General features: G+C 61.8%; 27 protein-coding genes. 18 read left to right on the top strand and 9 right to left on the bottom strand.

Annotated features, from left to right (window positions below; translation table 11 throughout):
- The first annotated feature begins 71 nt into the window (after positions 1-71).
- On the top strand, positions 72-398 hold the full coding sequence (locus tag K6G35_RS10880) for a hypothetical protein (protein ID WP_008642387.1): 327 nt from the start codon (positions 72-74) through the stop codon (positions 396-398).
- Positions 399-646: 248 nt separating this feature from the next.
- Complete coding sequence (locus K6G35_RS10875) at positions 647-1,054, top strand: heme-binding protein (protein WP_008642389.1); 408 nt, start codon at positions 647-649, stop codon at positions 1,052-1,054.
- Positions 1,055-1,262: 208 nt separating this feature from the next.
- Here K6G35_RS10875 and hemP read toward each other — a convergent pair whose 3' ends face one another.
- The 4 genes from hemP to K6G35_RS10855 all read right to left on the bottom strand — a co-directional run bounded on the left by hemP (position 1,263) and on the right by K6G35_RS10855 (position 3,689).
- Positions 1,263-1,589, bottom strand: a complete 327-nt coding sequence (gene hemP, locus K6G35_RS10870; protein ID WP_008642392.1) for a hemin uptake protein HemP — start codon at positions 1,587-1,589, stop codon at positions 1,263-1,265.
- Positions 1,590-1,798: 209 nt separating this feature from the next.
- Positions 1,799-2,212, bottom strand: coding sequence for an ExbD/TolR family protein (locus K6G35_RS10865; protein ID WP_008642394.1), 414 nt, complete (start codon positions 2,210-2,212; stop codon positions 1,799-1,801).
- Positions 2,213-2,244: 32 nt separating this feature from the next.
- Positions 2,245-2,976: a MotA/TolQ/ExbB proton channel family protein gene (locus K6G35_RS10860; RefSeq protein ID WP_008642395.1), complete on the bottom strand. Its 732-nt coding sequence runs from the start codon at positions 2,974-2,976 to the stop codon at positions 2,245-2,247.
- A gap of 53 nt (positions 2,977-3,029) precedes the next feature.
- Positions 3,030-3,689 (bottom strand): energy transducer TonB, encoded by a 660-nt coding sequence (locus K6G35_RS10855; RefSeq protein ID WP_186424940.1) that lies wholly within the window; start codon positions 3,687-3,689, stop codon positions 3,030-3,032.
- Between the two features lie 455 nt (positions 3,690-4,144).
- Between K6G35_RS10855 and K6G35_RS10850 the strand changes: the two genes are divergently transcribed.
- Complete coding sequence (locus tag K6G35_RS10850; protein WP_495675722.1) at positions 4,145-6,460, top strand: AAA family ATPase; 2,316 nt, start codon at positions 4,145-4,147, stop codon at positions 6,458-6,460.
- On the opposite strand, the gene murI is transcribed toward K6G35_RS10850, so the two are convergent.
- The 4 genes from murI to K6G35_RS10830 form a co-directional block, all read right to left on the bottom strand.
- The gene (murI, locus tag K6G35_RS10845; RefSeq protein ID WP_186424942.1) at positions 6,450-7,262 is read right to left on the bottom strand and encodes a glutamate racemase; all 813 of its coding nucleotides are present in this window, start codon (positions 7,260-7,262) and stop codon (positions 6,450-6,452) included. The two genes, K6G35_RS10850 and murI, sit on opposite strands and share 11 nt — an antisense overlap.
- A gap of 166 nt (positions 7,263-7,428) precedes the next feature.
- Positions 7,429-8,952 (bottom strand): fumarate hydratase, encoded by a 1,524-nt coding sequence (locus K6G35_RS10840; RefSeq protein ID WP_008642400.1) that lies wholly within the window; start codon positions 8,950-8,952, stop codon positions 7,429-7,431.
- Between the two features lie 153 nt (positions 8,953-9,105).
- On the bottom strand, positions 9,106-9,660 hold the full coding sequence (locus K6G35_RS10835) for a TIGR00645 family protein (RefSeq protein ID WP_008642401.1): 555 nt from the start codon (positions 9,658-9,660) through the stop codon (positions 9,106-9,108).
- A gap of 93 nt (positions 9,661-9,753) precedes the next feature.
- Positions 9,754-10,677 (bottom strand): DMT family transporter, encoded by a 924-nt coding sequence (locus tag K6G35_RS10830; RefSeq protein WP_495675721.1) that lies wholly within the window; start codon positions 10,675-10,677, stop codon positions 9,754-9,756.
- Positions 10,678-10,973: 296 nt separating this feature from the next.
- Here K6G35_RS10830 and acs point away from each other — a divergent pair, with 296 nt between their 5' ends.
- The 3 genes from acs to fliD all read left to right on the top strand — a co-directional run bounded on the left by acs (position 10,974) and on the right by fliD (position 17,187).
- A complete protein-coding gene (gene acs, locus K6G35_RS10825) occupies positions 10,974-12,956 on the top strand; it encodes an acetate--CoA ligase (protein WP_495675720.1) in 1,983 nt (660 codons plus the stop codon).
- A gap of 108 nt (positions 12,957-13,064) precedes the next feature.
- Entirely contained in the window at positions 13,065-15,116 is a 2,052-nt protein-coding gene (locus tag K6G35_RS10820) for a sodium:solute symporter family protein (RefSeq protein WP_035882256.1), read from the top strand.
- A 574-nt stretch (positions 15,117-15,690) separates the two neighbouring features.
- Positions 15,691-17,187 (top strand): flagellar filament capping protein FliD, encoded by a 1,497-nt coding sequence (fliD, locus tag K6G35_RS10815; protein ID WP_495675719.1) that lies wholly within the window; start codon positions 15,691-15,693, stop codon positions 17,185-17,187.
- A 386-nt stretch (positions 17,188-17,573) separates the two neighbouring features.
- Here the strand turns inward: fliD and K6G35_RS10810 are convergent, their stop codons facing one another.
- Positions 17,574-18,038 (bottom strand): hypothetical protein, encoded by a 465-nt coding sequence (locus K6G35_RS10810; protein WP_495675718.1) that lies wholly within the window; start codon positions 18,036-18,038, stop codon positions 17,574-17,576.
- A 525-nt stretch (positions 18,039-18,563) separates the two neighbouring features.
- On the opposite strand from K6G35_RS10810, the gene K6G35_RS10805 reads away from it, so the two are divergent.
- The 12 genes from K6G35_RS10805 to K6G35_RS10750 all read left to right on the top strand — a co-directional run bounded on the left by K6G35_RS10805 (position 18,564) and on the right by K6G35_RS10750 (position 25,842).
- Positions 18,564-19,814, top strand: a complete 1,251-nt coding sequence (locus K6G35_RS10805) for a tyrosine-type recombinase/integrase (RefSeq protein WP_495675717.1) — start codon at positions 18,564-18,566, stop codon at positions 19,812-19,814.
- 93 nt (positions 19,815-19,907) lie between these two features.
- Positions 19,908-20,339: a hypothetical protein gene (locus tag K6G35_RS10800; RefSeq protein ID WP_495675716.1), complete on the top strand. Its 432-nt coding sequence runs from the start codon at positions 19,908-19,910 to the stop codon at positions 20,337-20,339.
- Positions 20,340-20,412: 73 nt separating this feature from the next.
- On the top strand, positions 20,413-20,880 hold the full coding sequence (locus K6G35_RS10795; protein ID WP_495675715.1) for a hypothetical protein: 468 nt from the start codon (positions 20,413-20,415) through the stop codon (positions 20,878-20,880).
- A 46-nt stretch (positions 20,881-20,926) separates the two neighbouring features.
- Positions 20,927-21,190 carry a hypothetical protein gene (locus K6G35_RS10790; RefSeq protein WP_495675714.1) on the top strand — a complete coding sequence of 88 codons (264 nt, stop codon included), beginning with the start codon at positions 20,927-20,929 and terminating at the stop codon, positions 21,188-21,190.
- Between the two features lie 117 nt (positions 21,191-21,307).
- The gene (locus tag K6G35_RS10785; protein ID WP_495675713.1) at positions 21,308-21,790 is read left to right on the top strand and encodes a hypothetical protein; all 483 of its coding nucleotides are present in this window, start codon (positions 21,308-21,310) and stop codon (positions 21,788-21,790) included.
- A gap of 79 nt (positions 21,791-21,869) precedes the next feature.
- Entirely contained in the window at positions 21,870-22,073 is a 204-nt protein-coding gene (locus K6G35_RS10780; protein ID WP_495675712.1) for a helix-turn-helix transcriptional regulator, read from the top strand.
- Positions 22,074-22,084: 11 nt separating this feature from the next.
- Positions 22,085-22,399, top strand: a complete 315-nt coding sequence (locus K6G35_RS10775) for a helix-turn-helix domain-containing protein (RefSeq protein WP_495675711.1) — start codon at positions 22,085-22,087, stop codon at positions 22,397-22,399.
- Positions 22,396-22,581, top strand: a complete 186-nt coding sequence (locus K6G35_RS10770) for a hypothetical protein (protein WP_495675710.1) — start codon at positions 22,396-22,398, stop codon at positions 22,579-22,581. The genes K6G35_RS10775 and K6G35_RS10770 overlap by 4 nt, the downstream gene beginning before the upstream one ends.
- 108 nt (positions 22,582-22,689) lie before the next feature.
- Complete coding sequence (locus K6G35_RS10765) at positions 22,690-23,379, top strand: helix-turn-helix domain-containing protein (RefSeq protein WP_495675709.1); 690 nt, start codon at positions 22,690-22,692, stop codon at positions 23,377-23,379.
- A gap of 10 nt (positions 23,380-23,389) precedes the next feature.
- On the top strand, positions 23,390-25,183 hold the full coding sequence (locus K6G35_RS10760) for a toprim domain-containing protein (RefSeq protein ID WP_495675708.1): 1,794 nt from the start codon (positions 23,390-23,392) through the stop codon (positions 25,181-25,183).
- Between the two features lie 31 nt (positions 25,184-25,214).
- A complete protein-coding gene (locus K6G35_RS10755; RefSeq protein WP_495675707.1) occupies positions 25,215-25,634 on the top strand; it encodes a DUF5681 domain-containing protein in 420 nt (139 codons plus the stop codon).
- Positions 25,606-25,842 (top strand): hypothetical protein, encoded by a 237-nt coding sequence (locus K6G35_RS10750; RefSeq protein ID WP_495675706.1) that lies wholly within the window; start codon positions 25,606-25,608, stop codon positions 25,840-25,842. The genes K6G35_RS10755 and K6G35_RS10750 overlap by 29 nt, the downstream gene beginning before the upstream one ends.
- Position 25,843: the final 1 nt, after the last annotated feature.

Raw genomic sequence — 25,843 nt, 5'->3', positions numbered from 1 at the left:
GCCGTTTCACCTGAAAAAGCGTGAGCCTCTACAATTCGGTTACCAGAACCCAAATTCCAAGAGGCACGATCATGAAACGTTGGTTGTTCGCAGCATTCGGTGTGACCGCCGCGCTGATGTCGGGCGCTGCAATGGCACATGTGAGCGTTGGCGTGGCGATCGGCGTGCCGGGCGTGGTGATTGGTGCTCCGGCCTATTACCCGCCAGCGCCGGTCTACTATGCACCGCCGCCGGTGATGGTCGCGCCTGGACCCGCCTACTATGGTCCTCCTCCCGTCGTGGTGCGGCCGGCTCCGGTCTACTATGGTGGCTACGGTTACTACCGCGGTGGGCCCCGCTACTACTACGGCCCGGGCTGGCATGGTCGCGGCCACGGTCATGGCCGCTGGCATGACTGATTGACCGGCAGGATGTCATCCGAGAAAGAAGCCCCTGACTGGGGCTTCTTTCATTTCTGGCGGTCACTGGCAGGCGTGCTCTCCGGTGCCTCCGGCGTTGCCGGGTGTCTTGCGTGCGTGACAACGCGTCAAGTCGTGCGTCGGGTGAAGGTCTTTCACATTTTGCCGCTGTCGTGGAATGCATCGGCCCGCCCCGGGGGGCGATATACTTGCGCCTTATCCCTGACATGAATCGATGGAGAGAGGTAATGCAGCAAAAAACCGTACTGACGGCAGATGACGTGAAGAAGGTGATGGCCGCTGCCGAGGCCGAAGCCCTGGCCAACAACTGGGCCGTCACGATTGTGGTCGTCGATGACGGTGGTCATCCGCTGGCAATGCAGCGTCTGGATGGCGTAGCGCCGATTTCGGCCTACATCGCCACGGAGAAGGCGCGCACCGCGTCGCTGGGTCGTCGTGAATCCAAGATCTACGAAGACATGATCAACAATGGCCGCTACTCGTTCATGACTGCCCCGGTACTGAACGGCATGCTGGAGGGCGGTGTGCCCATCGTCGCCAATGGCCAGGTGGTGGGCGCAGTTGGTGTGTCGGGCGTGAAGTCGACCGAAGACGCACAGATCGCACGCGCTGGTATTGCTTCGCTGGGCCTCTGAGCGCCCAAAGCAAAAAGCCCCGCGAACGCAACGTCCGCGGGGCGGTATAAAAAGCGGCATGGCTGGCGTGGTCGGCACGGCAAGGGGTTTGGAGTTGCTTGCTATGCCGGGAATCCAATCGACTGGCTACTGCCCAACGCCCCGGTACAGGGCGGTCCCCACAAAAGTCTTTGCATGCCCGACCTTTCGGTCCGGCCACCTGATCAGATCACTTGGTCAGGATCAGTTTCCCGTAGCGCGTGACACGCAGCGTATAGACGTTCCCGTTGTGCAGGATCGGCAGCGTCGTCGCACCGTGCATGATGGCTTCCAGCGGTACGGGTTGCGCGGTACTACCGTCGGCCGGCGCGTCATGGCGCATCAGTGCTTCGAGGCGAGCGGGCAGGGCGGCGACCGCCGATTTGACCGATTCGATTGCTGACGAGGCCGTCGATGTCTCGCGCCTGTCCTGCTGGACAACCTCCACGCGGCGCAGTGACAGACGGCGGCGCGTGACTTCACGCGGTTGCGACATCGGCAGGCTCAGGGTGCTCATGGTCTTCTCCGTACGAAGTATTCAATAGGTGTCGGTGACGATGGAGAGAATCATAAATGAGAATTGTTATCATTACAAGTGAGATCGCAATTCGTTACACCCACATCAGTCTTCGAACACGGCTCTTGAGCAGATAAGGCGCCGATCACTAAAAAACAAGGGCACCCCGAGGGGTGCCCTTGTTGCGATGACGCAGTTGCGCGACCGGCCTAGTGCTTCGGTTCGGTGATGAACCCGATCTTGCCGAGTCCACCGTGCTGCGCCGCGGCCATGACCTGGGCGACGCGCTCGTAGCGCACTTCGCGGTCCGCGCGCAGATGCAACTCCGGTTGCGGCTGCTGCAAGGCGGCTTCTGCAATGCGCTGATCCAGTGTGGCCTCGTCAACTTCCTGCTGGTTCCAGAACACCTTGCCTTGGGCATCGATCGAGACATTGATGCTCTGCGGCTTGGAGTCGTTGGGCTGGTTGGTCGCGCGCGGCAGGTCGATCTTCACCGCGTGATTGATGACGGGAATTGTGATGATGAAGATGATCAGCAGCACCAGCATGACGTCGACCAGTGGCGTCATGTTGATCTCGCTCATCACCTCGTCATCATCTCCGTCGAGCGTGCCGAATGCCATGATGCTTTCCTTCCTGCGTCTGCCGGGCAGACTTAGTTCTTGACGGCCAGGCGGACCGACGCGTCATCGGCGCGGACGCCACCAGTAGTCGGGCGCACACGGGCGCCGGTCACGAAATAGGCGTGCAGGTCGTGCGCGAAGCGGTTCAGTTTGCTGATGACGCCCTTGTTGCCACGGCTCAGCGCGTTATAGCCGAGCACGGCCGGGATCGCCACGGCCAGGCCGAAGGCGGTCATGATCAGTGCTTCGCCCACCGGGCCGGCAACCTTGTCGATGGTCGGCACGCCGGAGGCGCCGATGCCGATCAGTGCGTGATAGATGCCCCACACGGTGCCGAACAGGCCAACGAACGGGGCCGTCGAACCCACCGAAGCCAGAATGGCCAGACCTGACTGCATCCGCGCCACGGCTTCGTCGATCGCGCTCTTGAGCGAACGGGTCAGCCAGTCCGAGATGTCGAGTGCGTCATGCAATTGCGGCTGGCTGGCGCGGTGATGCTGGGCCGCCTCGCGGCCGGTGACGGCCAGCATACGGAACGGGTTGGCATCGTTGGCGCCGAGCGTGTCGAGCGCGTGGTCGAAATCGTCGGAATGCCAGAAGCGCTTTTCCGCGCCGTGCGCCATCTTCTTGAGGCGAATCAGATCCCACGCCTTGGTGAGGATCACGATCCACGACAGCAGCGACATGATCAGCAGAATGATGGCGGTCGCGCGCATGACGAAATCGCCTTGCGACCAGAGGTGGGAAAGTCCGAGGTCCTGCATGGTGGTTCCTGAAAAGGGTCAGTGTAAGGAAGTGTCGGAAAGATTCCGGGGAATCAGTTCAGTTCGAAATTGATCGGCTGCTGAGCGGTTACCGCCACGGCGCGACCATTATCCATATAGGGCTTGCAACGCATCGCCTGCACCGCATTGACCGCCGCCGTATCCAGGCGTGTCGATCCGCTCGACGTGACGATGGCCGTCTTTACCACACGTCCGGTCTCGTCCGTGGTCAAACGCACCACGGTCTTGCCGGTTTCGCCCATCCGGCGCGACTGCGACGGATACGTGACCTGAGGCGGCGAACATGCGATTTCGCCGATACCTACTGCACGCGGTGCGGCATTCGCCGAGGCTGCAGGCGCGGCGGGCTCCGGAGCGGGCGCTGGTGGCGCAGGCGGAGCGGGCGGCGCTTCGATCGCGGTAGGCGAAGGCGGTAGCGATGCCACGGGCGTAGGCGTGGGTTGCGGCTTGGGCGGCGTCGGGCGTGGCGTCACGACCTTGACCTGCTTGGGCGGTGTTTGCGGCTGCTGCTTGGGCGGCTCTGGCGCCGGCGGCTGCTGCGGAGGTTCCATCGGGATGATGCGGGCGATGATCTCGGGAGCGATGACAGCTTCCGTCATCTTGCGAGCCAGCCCGCTCTGGATCAAATACAGCAGTCCTGCGTGGAACAGCAGGACCGCGATGGTGATCTTGAAGAAACGTTGATCGAACATGTGAAGAACGACAGGTGCACGCCAGATGGCGCAATCACTTGCGGTAGAACAGGATCAGCGAGATGCCACATCCGACCAGCAGGCTCAATAGCAGTTCCATGATGATAACGCTCCAGAAATAGATACCTCGAAGAAACCGGTTCCCGGGGGAGCGCCACTCTTGGGTAGCGTATCAGGGCGACAGTATAAACGATAATGATTCTTATTTGTTGCGCATTGTGCAATGCGTGATCGGGATTCTTTCCATCCTCGGATGCGCGCCGCATCAATGGGTACTCCGGGGTTGCGGGTGCGTTACGTGGGCCAGCTCGCGTAACGCAACGTCTCGCCGATGCTCCACACCCGCAAAACCGCGCTAGGATTAACAACTACAGCCATTAGCGGCAGACACGGCACAGGTGCAGCGCGTTCCCCGCGGTCCGGACGCCGAACGCCCCGTGCGAAGGGAACTGGCAATGGACTTTACCCGTTTTGCTGATGACGACCGCATGATGGACGACCGCACCACGCTGTTGCGCGCCTCGTCCGGCGTCGCGGGTACGTCGCCGCTGGACTGGATGTGCGCCCAGTTCGCGCTGCGCGTGGTCTGCGCGCTGGGTCCCCGCTTCAATCTGCGCAGCAATATCAATGACGTGCTCACTGTCAGCGCGCAGGAAATGGTCTGGCCCTACGGCGTGGTGCTGCGCGTGCAGCGGTTTCTGTCGGCGCGCTGTGCCGACATGCCGGCGTGGAAGGGGGCTGCGCGGCTTTCCCCGGAAGAGTTTCTCGATCGCCATGGCCAATGGAACAGCGCCTTCGATGAAAGTGCGCTGTTTTACTACCTCGACGAGTACGTCAAATACCACGCCAAGGACATGTTTGCCGTGTTCGCGGCCTCGTCTGCCGCCATTACGGCGAGGCTCGATGGCGAACGCGTGCTGCTGGTGCGCAATATCGACATGCTCAGCCACGTGCTCAACCTGCCCGAGCATGAGCGCAAGTTGCTGCTGTTCGCGGCGCTGGCGAAGTACAAGCGCGATCTTCGCGCGGTCATGGTCGACTGCAAGGTTGCTCACAGCCAGGAAGCATTTCAGATCCTGGCGGGCCTGACTGGTGCCAGCCCCGGCGATATTGCCGTCTCGCTGCGCCCGGGTTCACGGCTCGAAACCCTCAATCTGATCGAGCAACCCCTGCCGGAAAACAGCGTGACCGATCTGGGCGACTTGATGCGCCTGTCCGATCGTCTGTTGCACGTCCTGCTCGGCAACTACGCCAGCGAGGCGGATATGATGGCCGTGTTCACGCGGCCAGCCGCACCGCCGACGCTGGGGACGAGCGACTATCCGCATGTGGAAGCCGACGCCCGTTACCTCACGGCACTGATGGCCAATGCCACGCGACAGAATGCCACCGGCGTCAATGTTCTGATCTATGGCCCGCCCGGCACAGGCAAGACCGAGTTCGCGCGACTGATCGCGCGAGAGGCCGAGTGCGAACTTTATGAGGTCGACTGCTTCGATCGAGATGGCAACAGTCTTTCGGGCAAGGATCGGTATCGGTCGCTGCAAGTCTCGCAGGCCTTTCTGCGCGGGCGGCCGCGCACGGCCCTGCTGTTCGACGAGGTGGAGGACGTATTTCCGGGCAGCGCGCGCGAGTTGATGAGTCTGTTCGGCCAGGAAGACACGCGCGGTTCAGTCAACGGCAAAGCGTGGGTCAACCAGACTCTGGAACAGAATCCGGTGCCGGTGATCTGGATCTCGAATTCGATCCGGCAGATCGATCCGGCATACCTGCGCCGCTTCCAGTTCCATCTGGAGCTGAAGATCCCGCCGCCGCTGGTGCGGGAGAACATTATCCGCAAGCACCTGGGCGGTCTGGCCGTCAGTGATGCCTTCATCGCCACGCTCGCAGCCCGCAAGACGCTGACACCGGCGCAGGTACAGTCAGCCGCGCGGTTCGTGGAACTGGCGCGGCCCGATGTCGAGGAACCCGTGGAAGCGCTGATCCTGCGGCAACTTGAACACGCGGATCGCGCCATGGGATTGCAGCCCGAAGCGGAGGCACGTCCCGTGGTGACGCACTATCGCCTGGATAATCTGAATCTGGAAACGCGCTATGCGGTGAACAAGATCGTGCAGGCCCTCGGCGCGCGCAAGCGCGGCACGCTCTGCTTCTATGGGCCACCGGGCACGGGAAAGACCGCGTTGGCCGAGCACATCGCCGCCGAGCTCGATCTGCCGCTTATGATTCGCCGCGCCTCCGACCTGATGAGCAAGTATGTGGGCGAGACCGAGCAGCAGATCGCGGCCATGTTCGCGCGCGCGGAGGAGGACGGGGCGGTGCTGCTTCTGGACGAAGCTGACAGCTTCATGCAAAGCCGCCAGCAAGCGGTGCGCAATTACGAGGTGTCCGAAGTCAACGAGATGCTGCAGGGAATGGAACGCTTCAACGGCATCTTCATTTGCACCACCAATCTGTTCGATCGGATCGATGAAGCCGCGCTGCGTCGGTTCTCGTTCAAGATCCGCTTCCAGGCGCTCAAGCCGGTGCAACGGATCTCGATGTTCGTCGACGAAGCGCTCGATGGCGATGCGACGAACATGACCGACGCGATTCGCCGGGAACTCGATGGGATGGATTGCCTGACACCGGGCGATTTCGCGACAGTCAAACGGCAGTGCGTGGTGCTTGGCGAAGCGCTGACGCCCGAGGAATTTCTGGCGCAGCTACGTCAGGAACACGCCGTGAAGCCCGAGGTGCGGCATCACAGGCCGCTGGGCTTCATTCAGTAGCTGGAGCAGGTTCGATCACGACCGTCTCGGCGTTGGCCTCGACATGAAGCAGCGCTGCGGCCATTTCGCGCAGATGGGCGGCGTCCTTGGTGGACAGGTAGCGCACGCTCGGCACCGTGTCGGGACTGGCCGCGAGGTCGAACTCCGCGAGCTTGCGTGCGAGTTGGCGTGCGATGGCCACGCCCGTGTCGATCAGCGCCAGTCGTCCGTCGACCAGGTCATCAATCGTTTCCGACAGGAACGGGTAGTGGGTGCAGCCCAGTACGAGGGTGTCGGCGCCAGCTTCGAGCATCGGTGAGAGCAGGGTACCCAGCGTTTGGCGGACCGTGTCGCTCGACACATCGCCTTGCTCGATCAGCGGTACCAGGCCGACGCCTGCCTCGCAGAGAAAGCGACTCTCATTGCCGAGCGAGGTCAGCAGCCGGTTGAACTTGGCGCTCTTCAGTGTGTTGGCCGTGGCCAGCACGCCCACCACCTTGCTGCGGCTGGCCGCGGCGGCGGGTTTGAGTCCCGGTTCCACTCCGATAATCGGCACGGCAAGACGTTCACGCAGTGTCTGCACCGCATGCATCGTTGCGGTATTGCAGGCGATCACCAGTGCCTTGCATCCCTGCGCGACGAGCCATTCGCAAACCTGCAGCGTGCGCGCCTCCACGAACCGCTCGGGCTTTTCGCCATATGGGGCGTAACGGGAATCGGCGAAGTAGAGCAGCGACTCGTGCGGCAGCAGCGCGCGCACTTCACGCAGGACCGACAGGCCACCAAGGCCAGAATCGAAGATGCCGACGGGGGAGGGGTTCACGCGCGCAGTGTCGAGGAGGGTTTGCTTCCCTCTCTCGCTTGCGGAAGAGGGAAGGGGAGAGGGCGGGCTGTTCCATCAACGACAAGTCGCGATCTGAACCACTGCACCTTCTCCCCCAACCCCTCTTCCACGCAGCGGGAGAGGGGTGTACTACAAGTAGCCGGATTTAGGCCGTCGCGACCGGAATCTTGCCGATCTTGGCCTGCCACTCGGCGGGGCCGGTCTTGTGGACGGACGTGCCCGAGCTATCCACGGCCACCGTCACCGGCATGTCCTTGACGTCGAACTCGTAGATGGCTTCCATGCCGAGGTCTTCGAAGGCCAGGACCTTGGCGCCACGGATCGCCTTCGACACGAGGTAGGCAGCGCCACCCACGGCCATCAGGTAGGCCGACTTGTGCTTCTGGATCGATTCGATCGCGGTGGGGCCACGCTCGGCCTTGCCGATCATGGCGATCAGGCCGGTCTGCGACAGCATCGTCTCGGTGAACTTGTCCATGCGGGTGGCGGTGGTGGGGCCAGCCGGGCCAACCACTTCGTCACGTACGGGATCCACAGGGCCCACGTAGTAGATCACGCGGTTCGTGAAGTCGATCGGCAGCTTCTCGCCCTTGGCCAGCATGTCGGCGATGCGCTTGTGCGCGGCATCACGGCCGGTCAGCATCTTGCCGTTCAGCAGCAGCGTCTGGCCGGGCTTCCACGAGGCGACTTCTTCCGGCGTCAGCGTGTTCAGGTCAACGCTTTTCGACGTTTCGGTGTTCGGTGCCCACTCGACCTTCGGCCATTGCGACAGGTCCGGCGCTTCCAGCTTGGCGACGCCGCTGCCGTCCAGCGTGAAGTGCGCGTGGCGGGTGGCCGCGCAGTTCGGGATCATGGCCACAGGCAGGTTGGCCGCGTGAGTCGGGTAGTCCAGCACCTTCACGTCGAGCACGGTGGCCAGGCCGCCCAGGCCCTGCGCGCCGATGCCCAGTGCGTTGACCTTCTCGTACAGCTCGATTCGCAGTTCTTCGGCGCGGTTGCTCGGGCCGCGGGCGAGCAGGTCCTGAATGTCGATCGGCTCCATCAGGGCTTCCTTGGCCAGCAGCATGGCCTTTTCAGCCGTGCCGCCAATGCCGATGCCCAGCATGCCCGGCGGGCACCAGCCGGCGCCCATGGTCGGCACAGTCTTGAGCACCCAGTCGACGATCGAGTCAGACGGGTTGAGCATCACGAACTTCGACTTGGCTTCGGAACCGCCGCCCTTGGCCGCGACGATCACGTCCACCGTATCGCCCGGAACGATCGACATGTTGATCACCGCCGGGGTGTTGTCCTTGGTATTGGTGCGCTTGCCGGCCGGATCGGCCAGCACGCTGGCGCGCAGCTTGTTGTCCACGTCGTTGTACGCGCGGCGCACGCCTTCGTTGACCATGTCTTCCAGGCTCATCGTGGCGCCATCCCAGCGCACGTTCATGCCCACCTTCAGGAAGACCGTCACGATGCCGGTGTCCTGGCACAGCGGGCGCTTGCCTTCGGCGCACATGCGGCTGTTGGTCAGGATCTGCGCGATCGCATCCTTGGCGGCCGGACTCTTTTCCAGCTCATAGGCGCGGCCCAGGCTGGTGATGTAGTCCATCGGATGGTAGTAGCTGATGTACTGCAGGGAATCGGCGACGCTCTGGATGAGGTCTTCTTGCTTGATGACTGTCATTTTGTGGGGGATGGGCAGCGGTGAAACACAGCCCGGAATCATACACCGTCGCGGCGACGACTGCCGCTTTGCATACAGCCGTCGACACGAGGTTTGGTGGCGGGATGGGCGCAGGCGTCACCCGGGTGGCGGGCAGCCGTCTCCGCGCGGCGGTCAGTGTGTCGCTTCTGCCGCACCGCCGGACGCGCCGTGTCCGGCGGCCGGGTGCGGATGCGTGACCATGCGGTCCACCCAGGCCATTGCCACGGCCGAGAGCAGGAATGCCACGTGGATGATGACCTGCCACATGATCGTATGTTCGCTGCGCTGGTCGGCGTCGATGAAGGTCTTGAGCAGGTGGATCGACGAAATGCCGATCAGCGCCATCGACAGCTTGACCTTGAGCACGCCGGCATTGACGTGATCCAGCCACTCGGGCTCGTCGGGGTGGTTGTCGATGCCCAGGCGCGACACGAAGGTTTCATATCCGCCCACGATGACCATGATCAGCAGGTTCGAGATCATCACCACGTCGATCAGGCCCAGCACCACGAGCATGATCTTGGTCTCGTCGAAGGTCGTGACGTGCGCCAGCAGGTGCCAGACTTCGACCAGGAAGTGATAGACGTAGACGCCTTGCGCGATGATCAGGCCGAGATAGAGCGGCAGTTGCAGCCAGCGCGAGGCGAAGATGATGCGGGGAATCGGGCGAAGCGGGGTGTGGGCCATGGAATTGAATGTAAATGAAGCAAGACAATCAGGATGTGGTCTGATTGTACCGTGCACATTTGACACCTCGCTCCGCGATTCGGTAACCGAACGTCACCGGCCCGGGTCGCCTCCGAACGCCCGGCGCGCGATCGGTCCGGGCCAGCTTGCCAGCACGATGCCTGCGAGCACGCAGGCCAGCGCGACGCCGTGCGCCCAGCTTGGACGCTCGCCGAGCACCACGATGCCGTAGAGGGCCGCGGCCACCGGCAGCACCGACGTGAACACACCGGCCAGTTGTGCCGGAACATGGCGGACGCCCTTCATCCAGAGCCAGAACGAGAACACGCTGGCCGATAGCGCATACCAAAGCAGCATCGCCCAGGTGGTGCCGCTCACGCTGCCGAAGTCGAACGTCAACAGCGGCACCAGGCCCAGCGGCAGCATCAGCGCGCCGCCGATCAGATGCGTGTAGGCGCAGATTTCAATTGCGGCCAGGGTCTGGGAGAGCCGGCGCGACAGAATCACGTAAATCGACTCGCATACCACCGCGCCGAGGATCATCAGGTTGCCTATCAGCGCGCCGCTGCCACCGCTGCTGGTCGAGGCATCGTGGCCGCTGCCGCGCGCGATATTGAGCACCGCGATACCCGCCACGGCCAGCAGCACCGAGAACACCGTCCGCCGCGATAGCCGCTCGCGCAGCCAGAGCCATGACAGGATGGCTACCGTGGCCGGAATCGTGCTGGTGATCACCCCGGCGGCCATCGCGCTGGTCAGCCGCACGCCGCCCAGCATCAGCAACGTGAACATGAACGTGCCGAAGAACGCCATCAGGAACAGGTTGATCCATTCGCCGCGCGAGACCTGGCGCATCCGCGCTGGCCGATACCACGGGGAAAGGCAGACGATCGCGATCAGGAAGCGCAGCAGCGCGAACAGCAGTACCGGTACTTCCGCGATGATGGATTTGCCCAGGCCTACGTTGCTGCCAACCAGGGCCATGGCGGCGATCAGGAAAAAGGCGTGGATGGGCAAGGGGTGTCCGGCAGGAAGGGGTGCGACGTGGAGACGACGGAAACACTGACGCCGGAGAAAGGGCGCGCCAGAAAGGGCGTGCGCGACGTTCAGGTATAGGGTCCGCCGCATTATAGCTGTGCTAACTTAGTAGAGTCGACTGCACTTGTGCCCCAGCGTCTCCCGAATCAGGCCCCACCGGTCTGTTGCGACGCAGCATCGTTGCAAGTGGGATGCTTGCCTGAACCGTCAGGTTTAAGTAAGGCGTCGAGCGTACCTTGCACCGAAAGCAGTCAAAGTCAAACAGGAGACAACCCATGTCCGCCATCGAGTCGGTGATGCAGGAGCATCGCGTTTTCAATCCCCCTGCGTCGTTCGCCAAGACCGCCGCGATCCCCAGCATGGAGGCCTACCAGGCCCTGTGCGACGAGGCTGCAAAGGACTACGAGGGCTTCTGGGCCCGCCACGCGCGCGAGCTGCTGCACTGGCACAAGCCGTTCACGAAGGTGCTCGACGAAAGCAACGCGCCGTTCTACAAGTGGTTCGAGGATGGCGAGATCAATGCGTCGTACAACTGCCTCGACCGCAATGTCGAGAAGGGCCTCGGCGACAAGACGGCCATCGTCTTCGAGGCCGACGACGGCACGGTGACGCGCGTCAGCTACCAGGAACTGCTGGCGAAGGTCAGCCGCTTCGCCAACGGCATGAAGGCCCTTGGCATCAAGAAGGGCGACCGCGTTGTGATCTACATGCCGATGTCCGTCGAAGGCGTAGTGGCCATGCAGGCCTGCGCGCGCATCGGCGCCACGCACTCGGTGGTGTTCGGCGGCTTCTCGGCCAAGTCCCTGCAGGAACGTCTGGTGGACGTGGGCGCCGTGGCGCTGATCACGGCCGATGAGCAGATGCGTGGTGGCAAGGCGCTGCCACTGAAGGCCATCGCCGACGAGGCGCTGACGCTGGGCGGCTGCGAGGCCGTGAAGAACGTGATCGTCTATCGCCGCACGGGTGGTAACGTTGCCTGGACCGAAGGCCGTGATCGTTCGATGGAAGACGTCTCCGCCGGTCAGTCCGATAACTGCCCCGCCGAACCCGTTGGCGCCGAGCACCCGCTGTTCGTGCTCTACACGTCGGGCTCCACCGGCAAGCCGAAGGGCGTGCAGCACAGCACGGGCGGCTATCTGCTGTGGGCGCTGATGACGATGCGCTGGACCTTCGACATCAAGCCCGATGACATGTTCTGGTGCACGGCCGATATCGGCTGGGTCACCGGTCACACCTATATCACCTACGGCCCGCTGGCCGCAGGCGCCACGCAGATCGTGTTCGAGGGCGTGCCGACGTTCCCGAACGCCGGCCGGTTCTGGGACATGATCCAGCGCCACAAGGTCTCGATTTTCTACACCGCGCCGACGGCGATCCGCTCGCTGATCAAGGCCGCGGAGGCCGACGAGAAGATCCATCCGAAGCAGTACGACCTCTCGAGCCTGCGCCTGCTGGGCACCGTGGGCGAGCCGATCAATCCAGAGGCATGGATGTGGTACTACAAGAATATCGGCCGCGAGCGTTGCCCGATCGTCGATACGTTCTGGCAGACCGAAACTGGCGGCCACATGATCACGCCGCTGCCGGGCGCCACGCCGCTGGTGCCGGGCTCGTGCACGCTGCCGCTGCCGGGCATCATGGCGGCCATCGTCGATGAAACCGGGCAGGACGTGCCGAACGGCAATGGCGGCATCCTGGTCGTCAAGCGTCCGTGGCCGTCGATGATCCGCACGATCTGGGGCGACCCGGAGCGCTTCAAGAAAAGCTACTACCCCGAGGAACTCGGCGGCAGGCTGTACCTGGCTGGCGACGGTTCGATCCGCGACAAGGAAACCGGGTACTTCACGATCATGGGCCGTATCGATGACGTGCTGAACGTGTCGGGCCATCGCATGGGCACGATGGAAATCGAGTCAGCGCTGGTCTCGAACCCGATGGTGGCCGAGGCTGCCGTGGTGGGTCGTCCCGATGACACCACCGGAGAGGCGATCTGCGCGTTCGTGGTGCTCAAGCGTTCGCGTCCGACGGCTGAAGAGGCCGTGAAGATCGCGGCCGAGCTGCGCAACTGGGTGGGCAAGGAAATCGGCCCGATCGCCAAGCCGAAGGACATCCGCTTCGGCGACAATCTGCCCAAGACGCGTTCGGGCAAGATCATGCGCCGCCTGCTGCGTTCGCTGGCCAAGGGCGAGGACATCACGCAGGACACCTCGACGCTGGAGAACCCGGCCATTCTCGATCAGCTCAAGCAAGCCCAGTAACGGCCAGCAAGCGGATCCGGAAAACGGATCGTCCCGGTCACGCACCCGTGACACCCATCGTGCCCGCCTCGGTTTCATGCTGAGCGGGCACGATTTTCTTTCTTGCTGATGCCAGACACCCAGTCGCGCTTTCGCCGCCGGTTGATGCTGTACTACGGCCTGTTCACGCTCGGGCTGTTTGGTTTCGTCGGCATGATGGGCTTGCTGGAGCATTCCAATGCGGATGCGCTCTGGCTTGGCTACGTCTTCCTCTTCGTCACGATCGCGATTTATGCGTGCATCGGCCTGATCTGTCGTACCTCGGATCTCAACGAGTACTACGTGGCGGGACGGCGGGTACCGGCCATGTTCAATGGCATGGCGATCGCAGCGGACTGGATGAGCGCGGCATCCTTCATCGGACTGGCCGGCATCATCTTCGTCTCCGGCTACGAAGGGCTGGCCTATGTGATGGGCTGGACCGGCGGCTACTGCCTGGTGGCCTTCCTGCTGGCGCCATACCTGCGCAAGTACGGCGGCTATACGATCCCCGATTTCCTGGCAGCGCGGTATGGCAATGGCAAGCCGGGCGGCAACATGCCGGTGCGCGCGATCGCCGTGCTGGCCGCATCGCTATGCTCGTTCGTTTATCTGGTGGCGCAGATCCAGGGAGTCGGGCTGATCGTCACGCGCTTTATCGGCGTGGAATTTGCCGTTGGCGTGTTCTTCGGTCTGGCCGGCATTCTCGTCTGTTCGTTCCTGGGTGGAATGCGCGCCGTGACGTGGACGCAGGTGGCGCAGTACATCATGCTCATCGTCGCGTTTCTACTGACGGTGTCGCTGATCGCGTGGAAGCACCATCACGAAGTGCTGCCGCAGGTTAGCTATGGCAAGTTGCTGAGGCAGATCGACCAGACGGAAAAAGCGATCGAGCGCGATCCGGCCGAAATCCAGGTGCGCGAGATCTTCCAGCAGCAGGCCATAGCGCTGCAGGACCGCATCGCGCGACTGCCGGAATCGTTCCTGGAGGAACGCAATGCGCTCGACGCCAGATTGCTCGAGTTGCGGGCGCGCAATGCGCCGCTGCGCGAGATCAAGAGCGTGGAGCGCGAGCGCCTGGCATTCCCGGTCGATGCCGCGGACGCGCTGCAACAGTGGACCCAGATGCGCGAGGATGCGCTCGCGCGCAGCCGGGTTTCAACGCCCTCGACTGAGCCGTACCCTGCGGCGTCGGAGCAGGAGCGCAAGACGCAACGGCTCAACTTCGTGCTGCTGGTGTTCTGCCTGATGCTCGGGACGGCCAGCCTGCCGCACATCCTGACGCGCCTCTACACGACGCCATCGGTACGCGAATCCCGCAACTCGGTGGCCTGGGCGGTGTTCTGCATCGCGCTGTTGTACGTGTCCGCGCCAACGCTCGCGGCGCTGGTCAAGGCCGAGTTCCTGCAGCATCTGGTAGGCACGCCATACGCCGAGTTGCCGCAGTGGGTGGTGCAATGGCGGAAGGTCGACCCTCCCGTGTTCGGCATCCGGGATATGAACGGCGATGGCATCGTCCAATGGGCCGAGATCCTGATCCAGCCGGACATGATCGTGCTGGCCGCCCCAGAAATCGCCGGGCTTCCCTACGTGATCTCAGGACTGGTCGCCGCCGGCGCGCTAGCGGCAGCGTTGTCCACGGCCGACGGCCTTCTGCTTACCATCGCCAACGCGCTGTCGCACGACGTCTACTACCACATGGTCGACCGCCAGGCGAGCCACCAGCGGCGCGTGACGACCGCGAAGGTCGTACTGCTAGGGGTGGCGCTGTTCGCGTCCTATGTCACATCGCTACGGCCCGGCAATATCCTGTTCCTGGTCGGCGCGGCGTTCTCGCTGGCAGCATCGAGCTTCTTCCCGGTACTGGTGCTGGCCATCTTCTGGCGCCGCACCACTGCAGCGGGCGCGGTAGCCGGCATGGCAACCGGCCTGGGTGTGGCGGTCTACTACATCTTCGTCAACTACCCGTTCTTCACCAAGATGACTGGCATCTTCGGCAACCGCTGGTTCGGCGTCGACCCGATCGCATCGGGCGCGTTCGGCGTGCCAGCCGGGTTTGCCGCGGCCATCCTGGTCAGTCTGGTGACGCCGAGGAATGCGCCGGTGATCGACAGGTTGGTGAATTACCTGCGGAAGGGGTAGCAGGGTATTGCCCGTTGTCCATTGCCCATTGGACAAAAAAACGCCCACACCGGAGAGGTAGTGGGCGCGCGGGAATAGATCAGTTGGGGTCACAACAGATCTTGCTGAGGCCGGGAGGCGCCCAACGGATCAAGTCTGCTCCCAAGTGCGCGGGGGTTCCATTTGATGTTTCCGAATCTGGTCTGGGACGCTTCCGCAATTGACACTCCACGCGCGGCAGGAAAGTAGTCTTTCGCGCCACCGCCGTAGTCGCTTTGTCATCCAGGAGCCTTCGAAGCATTTGAATGCCGAAAGCAGGTCCGCGCAGTGGACAATGTTTCCGCTTTGTATTGGATTTGAGTCAGACAGTCCCACACAACCGCCTCAAATTCTTGCAGTGCGTTACGCATCGTCACCGCCGGTTAAATGCCGGCGAAAGCGGCGCCAATTCATCAATAAGCGCCAGTTTCTCGTTGCTATGGTGATGACGGGTTATTGCGTGCAGAACAAGCAATAGCCTGGTTGCAGAACCTGAGCATTGCTCAGGCTGCTCGATATCGTCCCAGACGATATATCCCCTCACCAGAAGCGAGTCATGACTACGACATCCAGTACGACTTCCGCCTCAAGCTCCGGCCTGATATCCAACCTCGGCGTTGGCTCCGGACTTGACCTGAGTTCCCTGCTCGACCAGCTCACTCAGGCCGAACAGGCACCGCTGACCGCGATCACCCAGGAGCAGCAAAGCTACCAGACCAAGCTCTCCGCATATGGGCAGATCCAGAGCATGCTGGCGGCCTTCCAGGGCTCGGCCAGCGAGCTTGCCAGTCAGTCCTTCTTCCAGGCAACGACTGCCAGTTCCAGCAACACCGCCGTGTTGAGCGCAACCGGTAGTAATACGGCGGCCACCGGCAACTATGCGGTCAACGTCACGCAACTCGCGCAGGCGCAATCGCTCGTCTCGAAGGGACAGGCCAACCAGACCGCTGCCATCGGCACCGGCACCATCCATGTCGATTTCGGTTCGATCACCGGCGGCACGCTTGACAGCAATGCGTCCAGCGGCACCTACGGCACATACACCGGGGCCACGTTCACGGCCAACAGCGCCAGCACCGGCGTCGACATCACGATCGACAGCAGCCACAACACGCTGCAGGGCATCGCCAGCGCGATCAACAACGCCAATGCCGGCGTCACCGCAAGCATCATCAACGACGGCTCTGGTACACCCTACCGCCTTGTGATCAACTCGAACAATACGGGTGCCACCAACAGCGTGCGGCTTTCGGTCAATGAAACCGATGGCGGCACGGCGCTAGCGAACCTTGTTGGATACGATCCTGCCGGCACGCAGAACCTGCAGCAGACCGTTGCTGCCCAGAATTCCCAGCTCACTGTCAACAATATCGCCATCCAGAGCACCAGCAACACCGTGAGCGACGCGGTGGCCGGCGTGACCATGACATTGGCGCAGACAGGTACCAGCAACGTCTCGGTGCAACGCGACACCAGCTCGATCGTGACGGGCATACAGGGATTCGTCACCGCGTACAACAACCTGCAGAGCACCTCTGCCTCGCTGTCTGCGTATGACCCCTCCACACAGACGGCTTCACCGCTGACCGGTGATTCCACGCTGAGCATCATGCAGTCGCAGTTGCGCAGCCTGCTGAATACGCCCCAGTCGAACAACGCGTTCAGCACGCTCTCGCAGATCGGCATCTCGTTCCAGGACGACGGTACGCTGGCGCTCGACACCAGCAAGCTGACCACGGCGCTGAACAACAATGCCGGCGCGGTGGGCAACCTGTTCGGCAACGCCGACGGCGTAAGTGGCTATGGCAATCAGATCGGCACGTGGGTCAAGAACCTGACCAGTAGCACCGGTGCGGTGACCACGGCAACCGCAGGCATCAACAACACACTCAAGGATCTGAGCAATCAGTACGATCAGACGCAGACGCAGATCAACGCGGACATCGCCAACTACAAGGCGCAGTTCACGCAGCTCGACGTGATCATGTCGCAGATGCAGAGCACCAGTGCCTACCTGACGCAGCAGTTCTCGTCCAGCAGTAGCAAGGGATAACGTCGGACGAGCAATGGCACTGCCGTCAGGCAACGGCGGTGCCTGCCGTGACCCTGTGTCCGCGCACAAGGTCACGGCCAAGGGGCAGGGCAGAAGTGCTGATGGTTTTGTGGGGAAACTGCCGGGCAGCCACACTCAACGCGAGTACGCGCTCTGGTCACACCGCACGGGTGTCAAGGAGTCCGGTCGCATTGACGCCCCCGCGCCCCCGCGCCCCCGCGCCCCCGCGCCGCCGGCCTGTCGCTTGGGACCGGTGCCTGCCTTTCTATACGTGGTTGGTAGCAGCGTCATCCAGGGTGTCGTTTGCGCGGCACACGACACCCTGCCGCGCGCCTCCCGTCCGGTTATGGTGAGAGCCCGGAAGGACCACGCGCGACCGGCGCAGATCAGGCGAGCGTACTGATGATCGAGCCAGCCGGCACTGCGGCGGCGCTCGCTTCGACCGCCAGCGAATTGCTCGCGTCCGTCGAGGACGTGCTCGCAATGGCCTGTGCGGGGGCCGCGCCACCATGATGGTGATGACCGCCGCCATGATGGGCCTGCTTGAGCTTGGCCAGCGCCTGCTGGGCACCACTCAGATCATTGTTTTGCAAGGCCTGACCGAGTGCGTCCAGCGGCGAGCTGTTTGACGTGCTGGAGGTACCCGACGTGCCTGACACCGAAGCGGTCGTGCTGGTATCCACGCCGGTTTGCTGCAGCGCCGAGTAGGCCTGCTGGGCGCCGCTCAGATCGTTGTTCTGCAGGTCCTGCGCGATCTGCTGGAAGTCGGCGCGCCGTTGCGCGGCATTGTTCTGGCTGGTGGCGGCCGGCAGGTAACCGGTGCTTGAAGACAGGCTGCTGATCGAAGACATGTGCTGTTTCCTTGAATGCGTTGTTTAGGTGAGCTACCGCCGTGAAGTACCGGGGAGCGGTTGCACGTTAGCAAGGGCATTCAGGCCGCCAGAGGCAGAACTGACAGGACTTCACTTGGCATTTAACCGTTTGTGATGACCGGATACAGGCTTGTACGAAAGCACCAGTACTTGTGCATCCGGACTCGACACGACAGTACAGAGTGGATACATGAAAGCGGCACGGGCGAGGGGTGCGTCAGGTGCGGTGTATGCGTGACGGGGTGCCGGAAGGAGATTCCCGCAGCGGGGATCGGCTGATCGACAGGTCAAAAAAACCCCGGCAGATCCTGGGATCTGCCGGGGTTTCTCGAAATCTGTGGCGGAGAGAGGGTCCGCCTAACTATACTCCACGCACGTCCAAGCCTGTCTAAGACTATCCAAAAAATCCCTTTCTTTACGGTGGTTTAGGCGAACTCCTTCCTTGAATTGTCTAAACGCATCTCATAGAATCCGATGAAAACGTGTGGGTAGAGGTGCGGGTAGATGAAGCTAGTCAAGGCTCCTAGAGCCATCCATACACTGTCAGCAGTAGGCGTCAACAAGCTCAAAGATCCCGGCTATCACAGCGATGGCGGCGGCCTGTACTTGCAGGTCTCGCCTGCCGGCACAAAGTCGTGGATCTTCCGTTTCAAGCACAACGGCCGCGCACGCGAGATGGGGCTTGGCTCCCTGCTGGCGATCGGCCTGGCCGATGCTCGGATCAAGGCTGCCGAATGTCGCAAGCAGCTTGCGAACGGTGTCGACCCGATTGAGGCTCGCAATGATGCGAGGGTGCAAGCACATCTAGAAAGAGCCAAGGCTGCTACCTTCGCCCAGTGCGCCAAGTCGTATATCGAGGCGCACCGGGCAGGCTGGCACAACGCCAAGCACGCGTCGCAGTGGGAAAACACCATCGAGACGTACGCGATTCCCGAGATTGGTGCGTTGCCTGTGCAGACCGTCGACACGGACGCGCTGATGCGGGTGCTAGAGCCGATCTGGACGGAGAAGCACGAGACCGCTTCCCGACTGCGCGGCCGCATCGAATCGATCCTAGATTGGGCTAAGGTGCGCGGTTACCGAGACGGCGAGAACCCGGCACGCTGGCGCGGGCACCTGAAATCGCTGCTTCCGAACATTTCACGATCTCGCATCGTCCAGCACCACCCGGCCCTGCCATACCAGCAGGTAGGCCTGTTCATGGCCGACCTGAAGACCCAGGAAGGCATTGCTGCGCGCGCCTTGGAGCTCACCATCCTTACTGCGGCACGAACCGGTGAAATCGTCGCGGCGAAGCGCAGTGAGTTCGATCTCAAGGAAAAGGTCTGGACCGTGCCAGCAGAGAGAATGAAATCGAAGCGCGAGCATCGTGTGCCGCTGTCGCCGGCTGCCGTGTCGATCCTGTCGGCGCTTGAGGCATATCAGGTCGACGACTTCGTATTCCCAGGAGCGCGCAAGGACAAGCCCCTTTCCAACATGGCCATGCTCGCGGTGCTCAAGCGCATGAAACGATCGGATTTGACTGCCCACGGCTTCCGCTCGACTTTCCGCGATTGGGCTGCAGAACAGACGAACTATCCGGGTGAGGTGGCTGAAGCCGCCTTGGCCCACGTGGTGGGCGACAAGGTTGAAGCCGCGTATCGACGCGGGGACATGTTCGAGAAGCGTCGCCGACTCATGAACGATTGGGCCAAGTATTGCTCCACCCCCGCGAAGGCGGCCGAGGTTGTTCCGATCAATCGCGCAGCGAGTTAGACCGCGCCTGACGGCATCAGGCAAAGCGGGAGGAACGATGTTGGCGCATCGAACCTCCCTAACCATAACCCAAGCTGAAAAGGAGCTTGAATCATGGCTGAAGCAGATTTTACCGCTCTGGCGAAGCCCCCCGCCGAAGCTGACACTGACCGCAATAGAAATACCGGCCACCGCTACTTTAGTAGCCCGGACGGCCTCATCACCTTCCTGTGGCAACACATGGATAAGAGCAAGGCAAGTGATGCCGATCTCGAATACCTATCCGGCGCCACCGACATCGCCTCATTATGGGCTCAGAATCTTGGCGACACGCTTTCTGGCATTGGTTGCCTGGTGTCCGAAGACGTCAACAATGGAGTCGAGGGAAGGCTCCAAAGTGGTGCCCTCCAGAGTCACGACCTGCCATTGCTGCTGTTCAGTGCAGCTGAATCACTTCGGGCAATTTCGGCGATGACATTCGTCGGGAACGAAGCCGACTTCGAACTCCGACAACGGCTTGCGAAGAGACTGGGGCGCACCACCTAAGACAACAACACAACTCGACGCTTCGCGCCTGGCACATTCATGGATCGGGCGCGCGTTCCTTCAGGAGCTGATCATGAGGCTCGAACACTACCCCACCCGCGACAGGTCCTATGGCGCCTGGCATCGCGCCCCATCGATCGGCCGTTACCTGAAGGGCGCCCAGGCCGAATCGCTGACTATGGTCGACTTGGACTCCGTCCTGTTCACTGAGTACGAAAACGGCAGCAAGTTGCCCCTGGCGCTTGTGGAGGTCGCGATTGACATCGGCCAAGAGAAGCCCGCCGGCGTCATTCAAAGGCTGGCGCAGATGGCAGATGTGCCAGCATTCGTCGCACTCTATACGCCCTCTGAGCACGCCAACCCGACCAATCCGAATTGGACGGATATTCAGTCGTTTCGAGTGCGACGTCTGTGGCCGCAACCTGAGCATCGGTGGCGTGTGCTTACGCCAGAGCAATGGGCGCGGGCGCTCGTACAGATCCGCGGATGGCAGTTGCGCCGCTTTGCTGTCCAAGAAGCAGCAAACGACGCTCAATATTGATTGCCTCGATCTCTCCATCAACGCATATTGAAAAAGGAATTCGATCATGGCTGAAGCTGACTTCATCCATCAAACATCCCAGATCATTCCGTGCGAGGGCCAGCTAAACAAGCTGACGCGCCGGGCGTGGGCCATCCACAACATCTTGGCATTCATGGCAGAAACCGTACCGGAAGACAAGATTGAGGACCTGCCGGTTCACAGCACATTGTTCGAACTGCGGGAGATGGCTTCGTCGTTGGCAACAGACTTGGGCGACGTTGCAAATGAAGCGTGGAAGCAGCAGAGAACGTGTACAGCGAAGGCGTAGCAGCCATTTGCCTGACGCATAATACTTACCGCCGCGCCTAGATCGGCCAATCGAAAACCGGGCACCCTACCTGGCTGGCGCGGCTTCCTTCTAGGGTTCACGCTTAGGGAGCGCCCAATGACCGTGTATGACCCGGATGCGTTTCCATCCTTCGATGAATGGATGGCGCGTAACGAAGTGTGGACCGAGAAGCGCGTTCCAAACTACGAAAACGCACTCTTTCTGTTGCAGATTACAAACTACCAGTACGATCGCCTAGCCGACTTCAATCGGCATTTACTCGAAGTTGCATCGAAGATCCCGGAATTGCAGAAGGCAGCGATTCTGGGGGCGACGTTGCAGCACTGGGAGGCCATTCAGCGCAGCAGGAAGATCCTGGAGTCGGCAACGCGCGGCCATGAGGCAATTCATGGGAACTCTGTTGAGAAAGCCGCCAGATGGGGTGAGTTGCAGGACGAGGTAGATCGGATTCGCACCGAAAAACCGAACTTGAGCTGGCAGCGAACAATTGAGCTCGCCGCGAAGGCCAAGAATGTGAGCGTCTCAACGGTAAAGCGACACTGCACGGACCCGAAAAAGTTGGGTCAGTCCCGCCAGTGAACTAGGTCTCAGTAAATAGATTACGGACATGCCGCTTCGTGCATCGACATGCGGCTAGACAACCTAACAGGAGTGTCAAATGTCCGTCAGCCAACAGGCCCTTCGTCCGAAGAAAGCCGCCGAAAAGCTCGCCATCGGCCTCTCCACGCTGTGGGCTAAGGCCAAGAATGATCCAGACTTCCCCAAGCCGGTAAAGCTCTCGCCGGGCACCACCGTATTCATCGAGCGCGAGCTCGACGACTGGATGGCAAAGCGCGCCGCTCATTCACGCGTTATGGCCTGAGGGGGCGGCTGATGGAAAACAATAAAAAAGCCGCAGCCCAAGCGGGTGCGGCCAAAGGTAAAGATCAAGCCCAGTATAGCGGCAACGATGCTGCGGCTCAACGGAATCGCATCCTCGCCTACCTGCGAAAGCACAACTCCCTGAGCACCTTCGATGCCCGGTATCAGATCGATGTCATGCACCCGGCTGCTCGCGTCATGGAGTTGCGCAAACTAGGGTTTGAGATCTACACGTCCTGGGTGCGTGAGGAAACGCCGGAGGGGAAATCCCATCGGGTTGGTCGCTACCACCTGCTAGCTGAGCCGAAGCGGGAGGCGACGCAATGAGTCAAGTCTCCTTTCGCAGGCAATCCGTCCCCATGGCCACGCGCCAACTCCGCTCGCTGCCGAATCGTGGCATCGGGCTTTACGAGGTGCTAAAGGCTGCCTGGATCTCCACTCATCCCAATGCGTCTACCTCCGAGTATGACGCGGCCATGCTGCGCTTTGCGCGCCTGTCGGGGGTGTGACATGCGCACCTTGATTAAGCGGCTTCTCATACTTGCCTATTGCCGTGGATGGGTCGGCGCCGACACGGTGTCTCGCCTATTCCTCTATTTCGATTTGGGAGCCGCCTGATGTCGATTCGTGTCATGTCTCTGGTCTGGGACGGCTTCCCTGGAAGTGGCTCCGAGTTGCTGGCAATGCTGGCGCTGGCTGACTGGAGCGACGACGACGGCCGTTGCTACCCATCCATGGCGGCCATCGCGATGAAGACGCGGTTGTCGCGCTCGCAGTCTCAGCGCGTTGTTCACGGTTTGATCGATGGCGGGTTTGTGGAGGTTGTCGGCAACGAGTACGGCGGACCTCCCGGCGCAACACGCCAATACCGGATCGTTCGATCCACCCTGACGGGTCGCATGGATGCGACGGGTAGCGCCAATGCGACGGGTCGCACCCATGCACAAGACGGGTCGCATGGATGCGCAGAGACGGGCCGCATGGGTGCGACCCAAACCGTCATTGAACCGTCAATAACCGTCATAGATACGCGCGCAGTGCCGGCAAAGAAAAAGACAACGAAGCGCCAGAGCGCCAGGACGTCGATCCCTGACGAGTTCGGAATATCGGAGAGCGTCAGGAAGTGGGCGCAGGAGAAAGACTACGGTCGCCTGGAAGAACGCCTCGAGCACTTCGTCGGTTACGTGCGGGCCAACGGCAAGACCTACGCCGATTGGGATCAGGCATTCATGAACGCTATCCGGAATGACTGGGCCAAATTGAATCAGCGTGTCAGCCGTGGCAACGGCGCACGCTTTGAGAACTGAGGTAGGCGCCATGAATTGGAACGAAGTGTCACAGCGACTGGCGCAGGAGGCCGAAGCGATCGCCGGCATGTTGCTGCCAAACGGCAAGCGCCAAGGCCCGGAATGGGTTGCCGGCTCCGTCGACGGTGAGGCGGGCGATTCACTGAAGGTCCGCATCAGCGGCAACAAGGCGGGGGTGTGGAAAGACTTCGCCGCGGGAGATAGTGGCGACCTGATCGACCTCTGGGCGGCGACGCGCGGAATAAGCCTCCGTGAGGCGTTTGAGGCGGCGCATAGCTACCTCGGTATATCCGGGCCCAAGTTCGCGGCTCCTAAGCGGGTCTACTCGCGTCCTGTGCGTCCTTCCGCCGTCAAACCTACCGGGCGCGCGCTGGATTACCTCATGTCAGAGCGAAAGCTCTCGCTGGAGACAATCCAGGCCTTCAAGGTAGGGGCGTCCAAGGACGACGACGCGATCATCTTTCCATACCTGCGTGGCGGCGAGCTCATCAACGTCAAGCACTTGGCACTGAAGCGAGATGCCAATGGCAAGAAAAAGACCTGGCAGGCGTCTGACGCCGAGGCCTGCCTGTACGGCTGGGATTTGATTCCCGATGCAGCGAAAGCCGTGCTGATAACCGAGGGTGAACTCGACGCGATGAGCCTGTACGAGTACGGGGTGCCCGCCTTGTCGATCAATCAGGGCGCCGGCAATCACCAGTGGATCGACTCGGATTTCGATCGACTCGAGCGATTCCAGGAGATTTTCCTCTGGTTCGACAACGATGAAGCCGGCCAGAAAGGCGCTAAGGAAGTCGCGAACCGGCTGGGACTGGACAGGTGCCGGATTGTCAAATTCCGCCTGAAGGATGCCAATGAGGCGTTGCAGCAAGGCGTGACGGACGAAGAGATCACGCAGGCTCTGGACGGCGCGGAGCGTATCGAGCCTTCCGATCTGCGCACACCTGATGCCTACCTTGATCAGGTTCTTGCGCTGTTCCGAGATGGGCCTGTGAATCTGACTGGGGCAACGCTTCCCTGGCCGGCATGGTCGGACCGCGTTCGCCTTCGGCCTGCCGAGCTGTCAATCTGGACAGGCATCAATGGCCACGGCAAGAGCGACTTGCTTGGCCTGGCGATGGTGGATCTGCTAGCGCAGGGCGAGCGGGTTTGTTTCTTCTCCGGAGAGATCAAGCCGTCGGTGCTACTGCGTCACCTGGTCACGCAGGCCGGCGCAACCTCTTCGCCAACCGAGCCCTTCGTCTGCGCCTGCAACGCCTGGATGAACGGCGCTGTCTGGATCTACGACCACGTTGGCAGCATCGACCAAGATCGTCTGTTGGAGGTATTTCGCTACGCGGCCAAGCGCTACCGGGTTACCCACTTCGTGGTCGATTCGCTCATGAAGTGTGGGATCGCGGAAGACGATTACAAGGCCCAGAAGGGGTTTGTCGACCGGCTGTGCGATTTCAAGAACGAGTTCGACGTGCACGTGCACCTGGTTGCTCACGCTCGCAAAGGGGAAAGCGAGGACAGGGCGCCGGGAAAGCTCGACGTGAAAGGTGCTGGCGCGATCACCGATTTAGCAGACAACGTCTTCACGGTCTGGCGGAACAAGCGCAAGGAACTGCAGGAAACCCCTGATCCTCAAGAAGAGGATGCCCGCCTGTACTGCCACAAGCAGCGTGCGACGGGCTACGAGGGAGCTCTGCGCCTCTGGTTCGACCCGAGCAACCTGCATTTCCGGCAGAGCGCCAACTGGCGCCCGAGGCCATATTTCGAGTTCTCTGGGCACACCGCCCAGGATCAGCGCGCCGCGGCGTGAGCGTGCAATTTTCAGACAAAGAACAGAAACCATGCGATTCAAACCCGGCCAATCTGGCAACCCGGCAGGCAAGCCAAAGGGCGTGAAGGATAAGCGCACGGCCCTGCGCGAACTCCTGCAGCCGCACGCCGCGGATCTGGTGAATAAGGCTGTTGAGATGGCGCTTGCTGGCGATACCACTGCCCTGCGCATCTGCGTCGATCGCCTGATCCCAGTGGCTAAGGCAAAGGATTCGCCCATCAGCCTGCATGGCCTGTCTGGCTCGCTGGCAGATCAGGGACGCACGGTTCTAACGGCGCTAGCAGCAGGCGAGCTAACGCCAGATGAAGCCAATGCGGTCATGGGCGTTATCTCGGCTCAGGCGCGAATCATCGAAGTCGACGAACTGGAGAAGCGCATAGCGGCGCTGGAGGGCAGGAACGATGGCAACCAATCTCAGAATCCGGCTTGAGCGGTTGGAGCAGCAGCGCGGCGGCGCGGAGCCGCTAATCGTCGTGATCAATCGATTCGACGAAGAGCACCGCTCTGCCGGCGTATCGGTCAATGGGACCGTCACCCAGTGTCAGCCGGGGCAAACTGCCGCGGACCTGGAAGAGCAGCTCGTTCGCGGCATCGAGGCGCAACGACGCCCCGGGATCTTCGTTGTCCGCCAGGTCTGAA

Source organism: Cupriavidus sp. HY129 (assembly GCF_059492215.1).
Note: the sequence above shows the minus strand (reverse complement) of the source record. Positions and strands in the feature narration are given on the sequence as shown.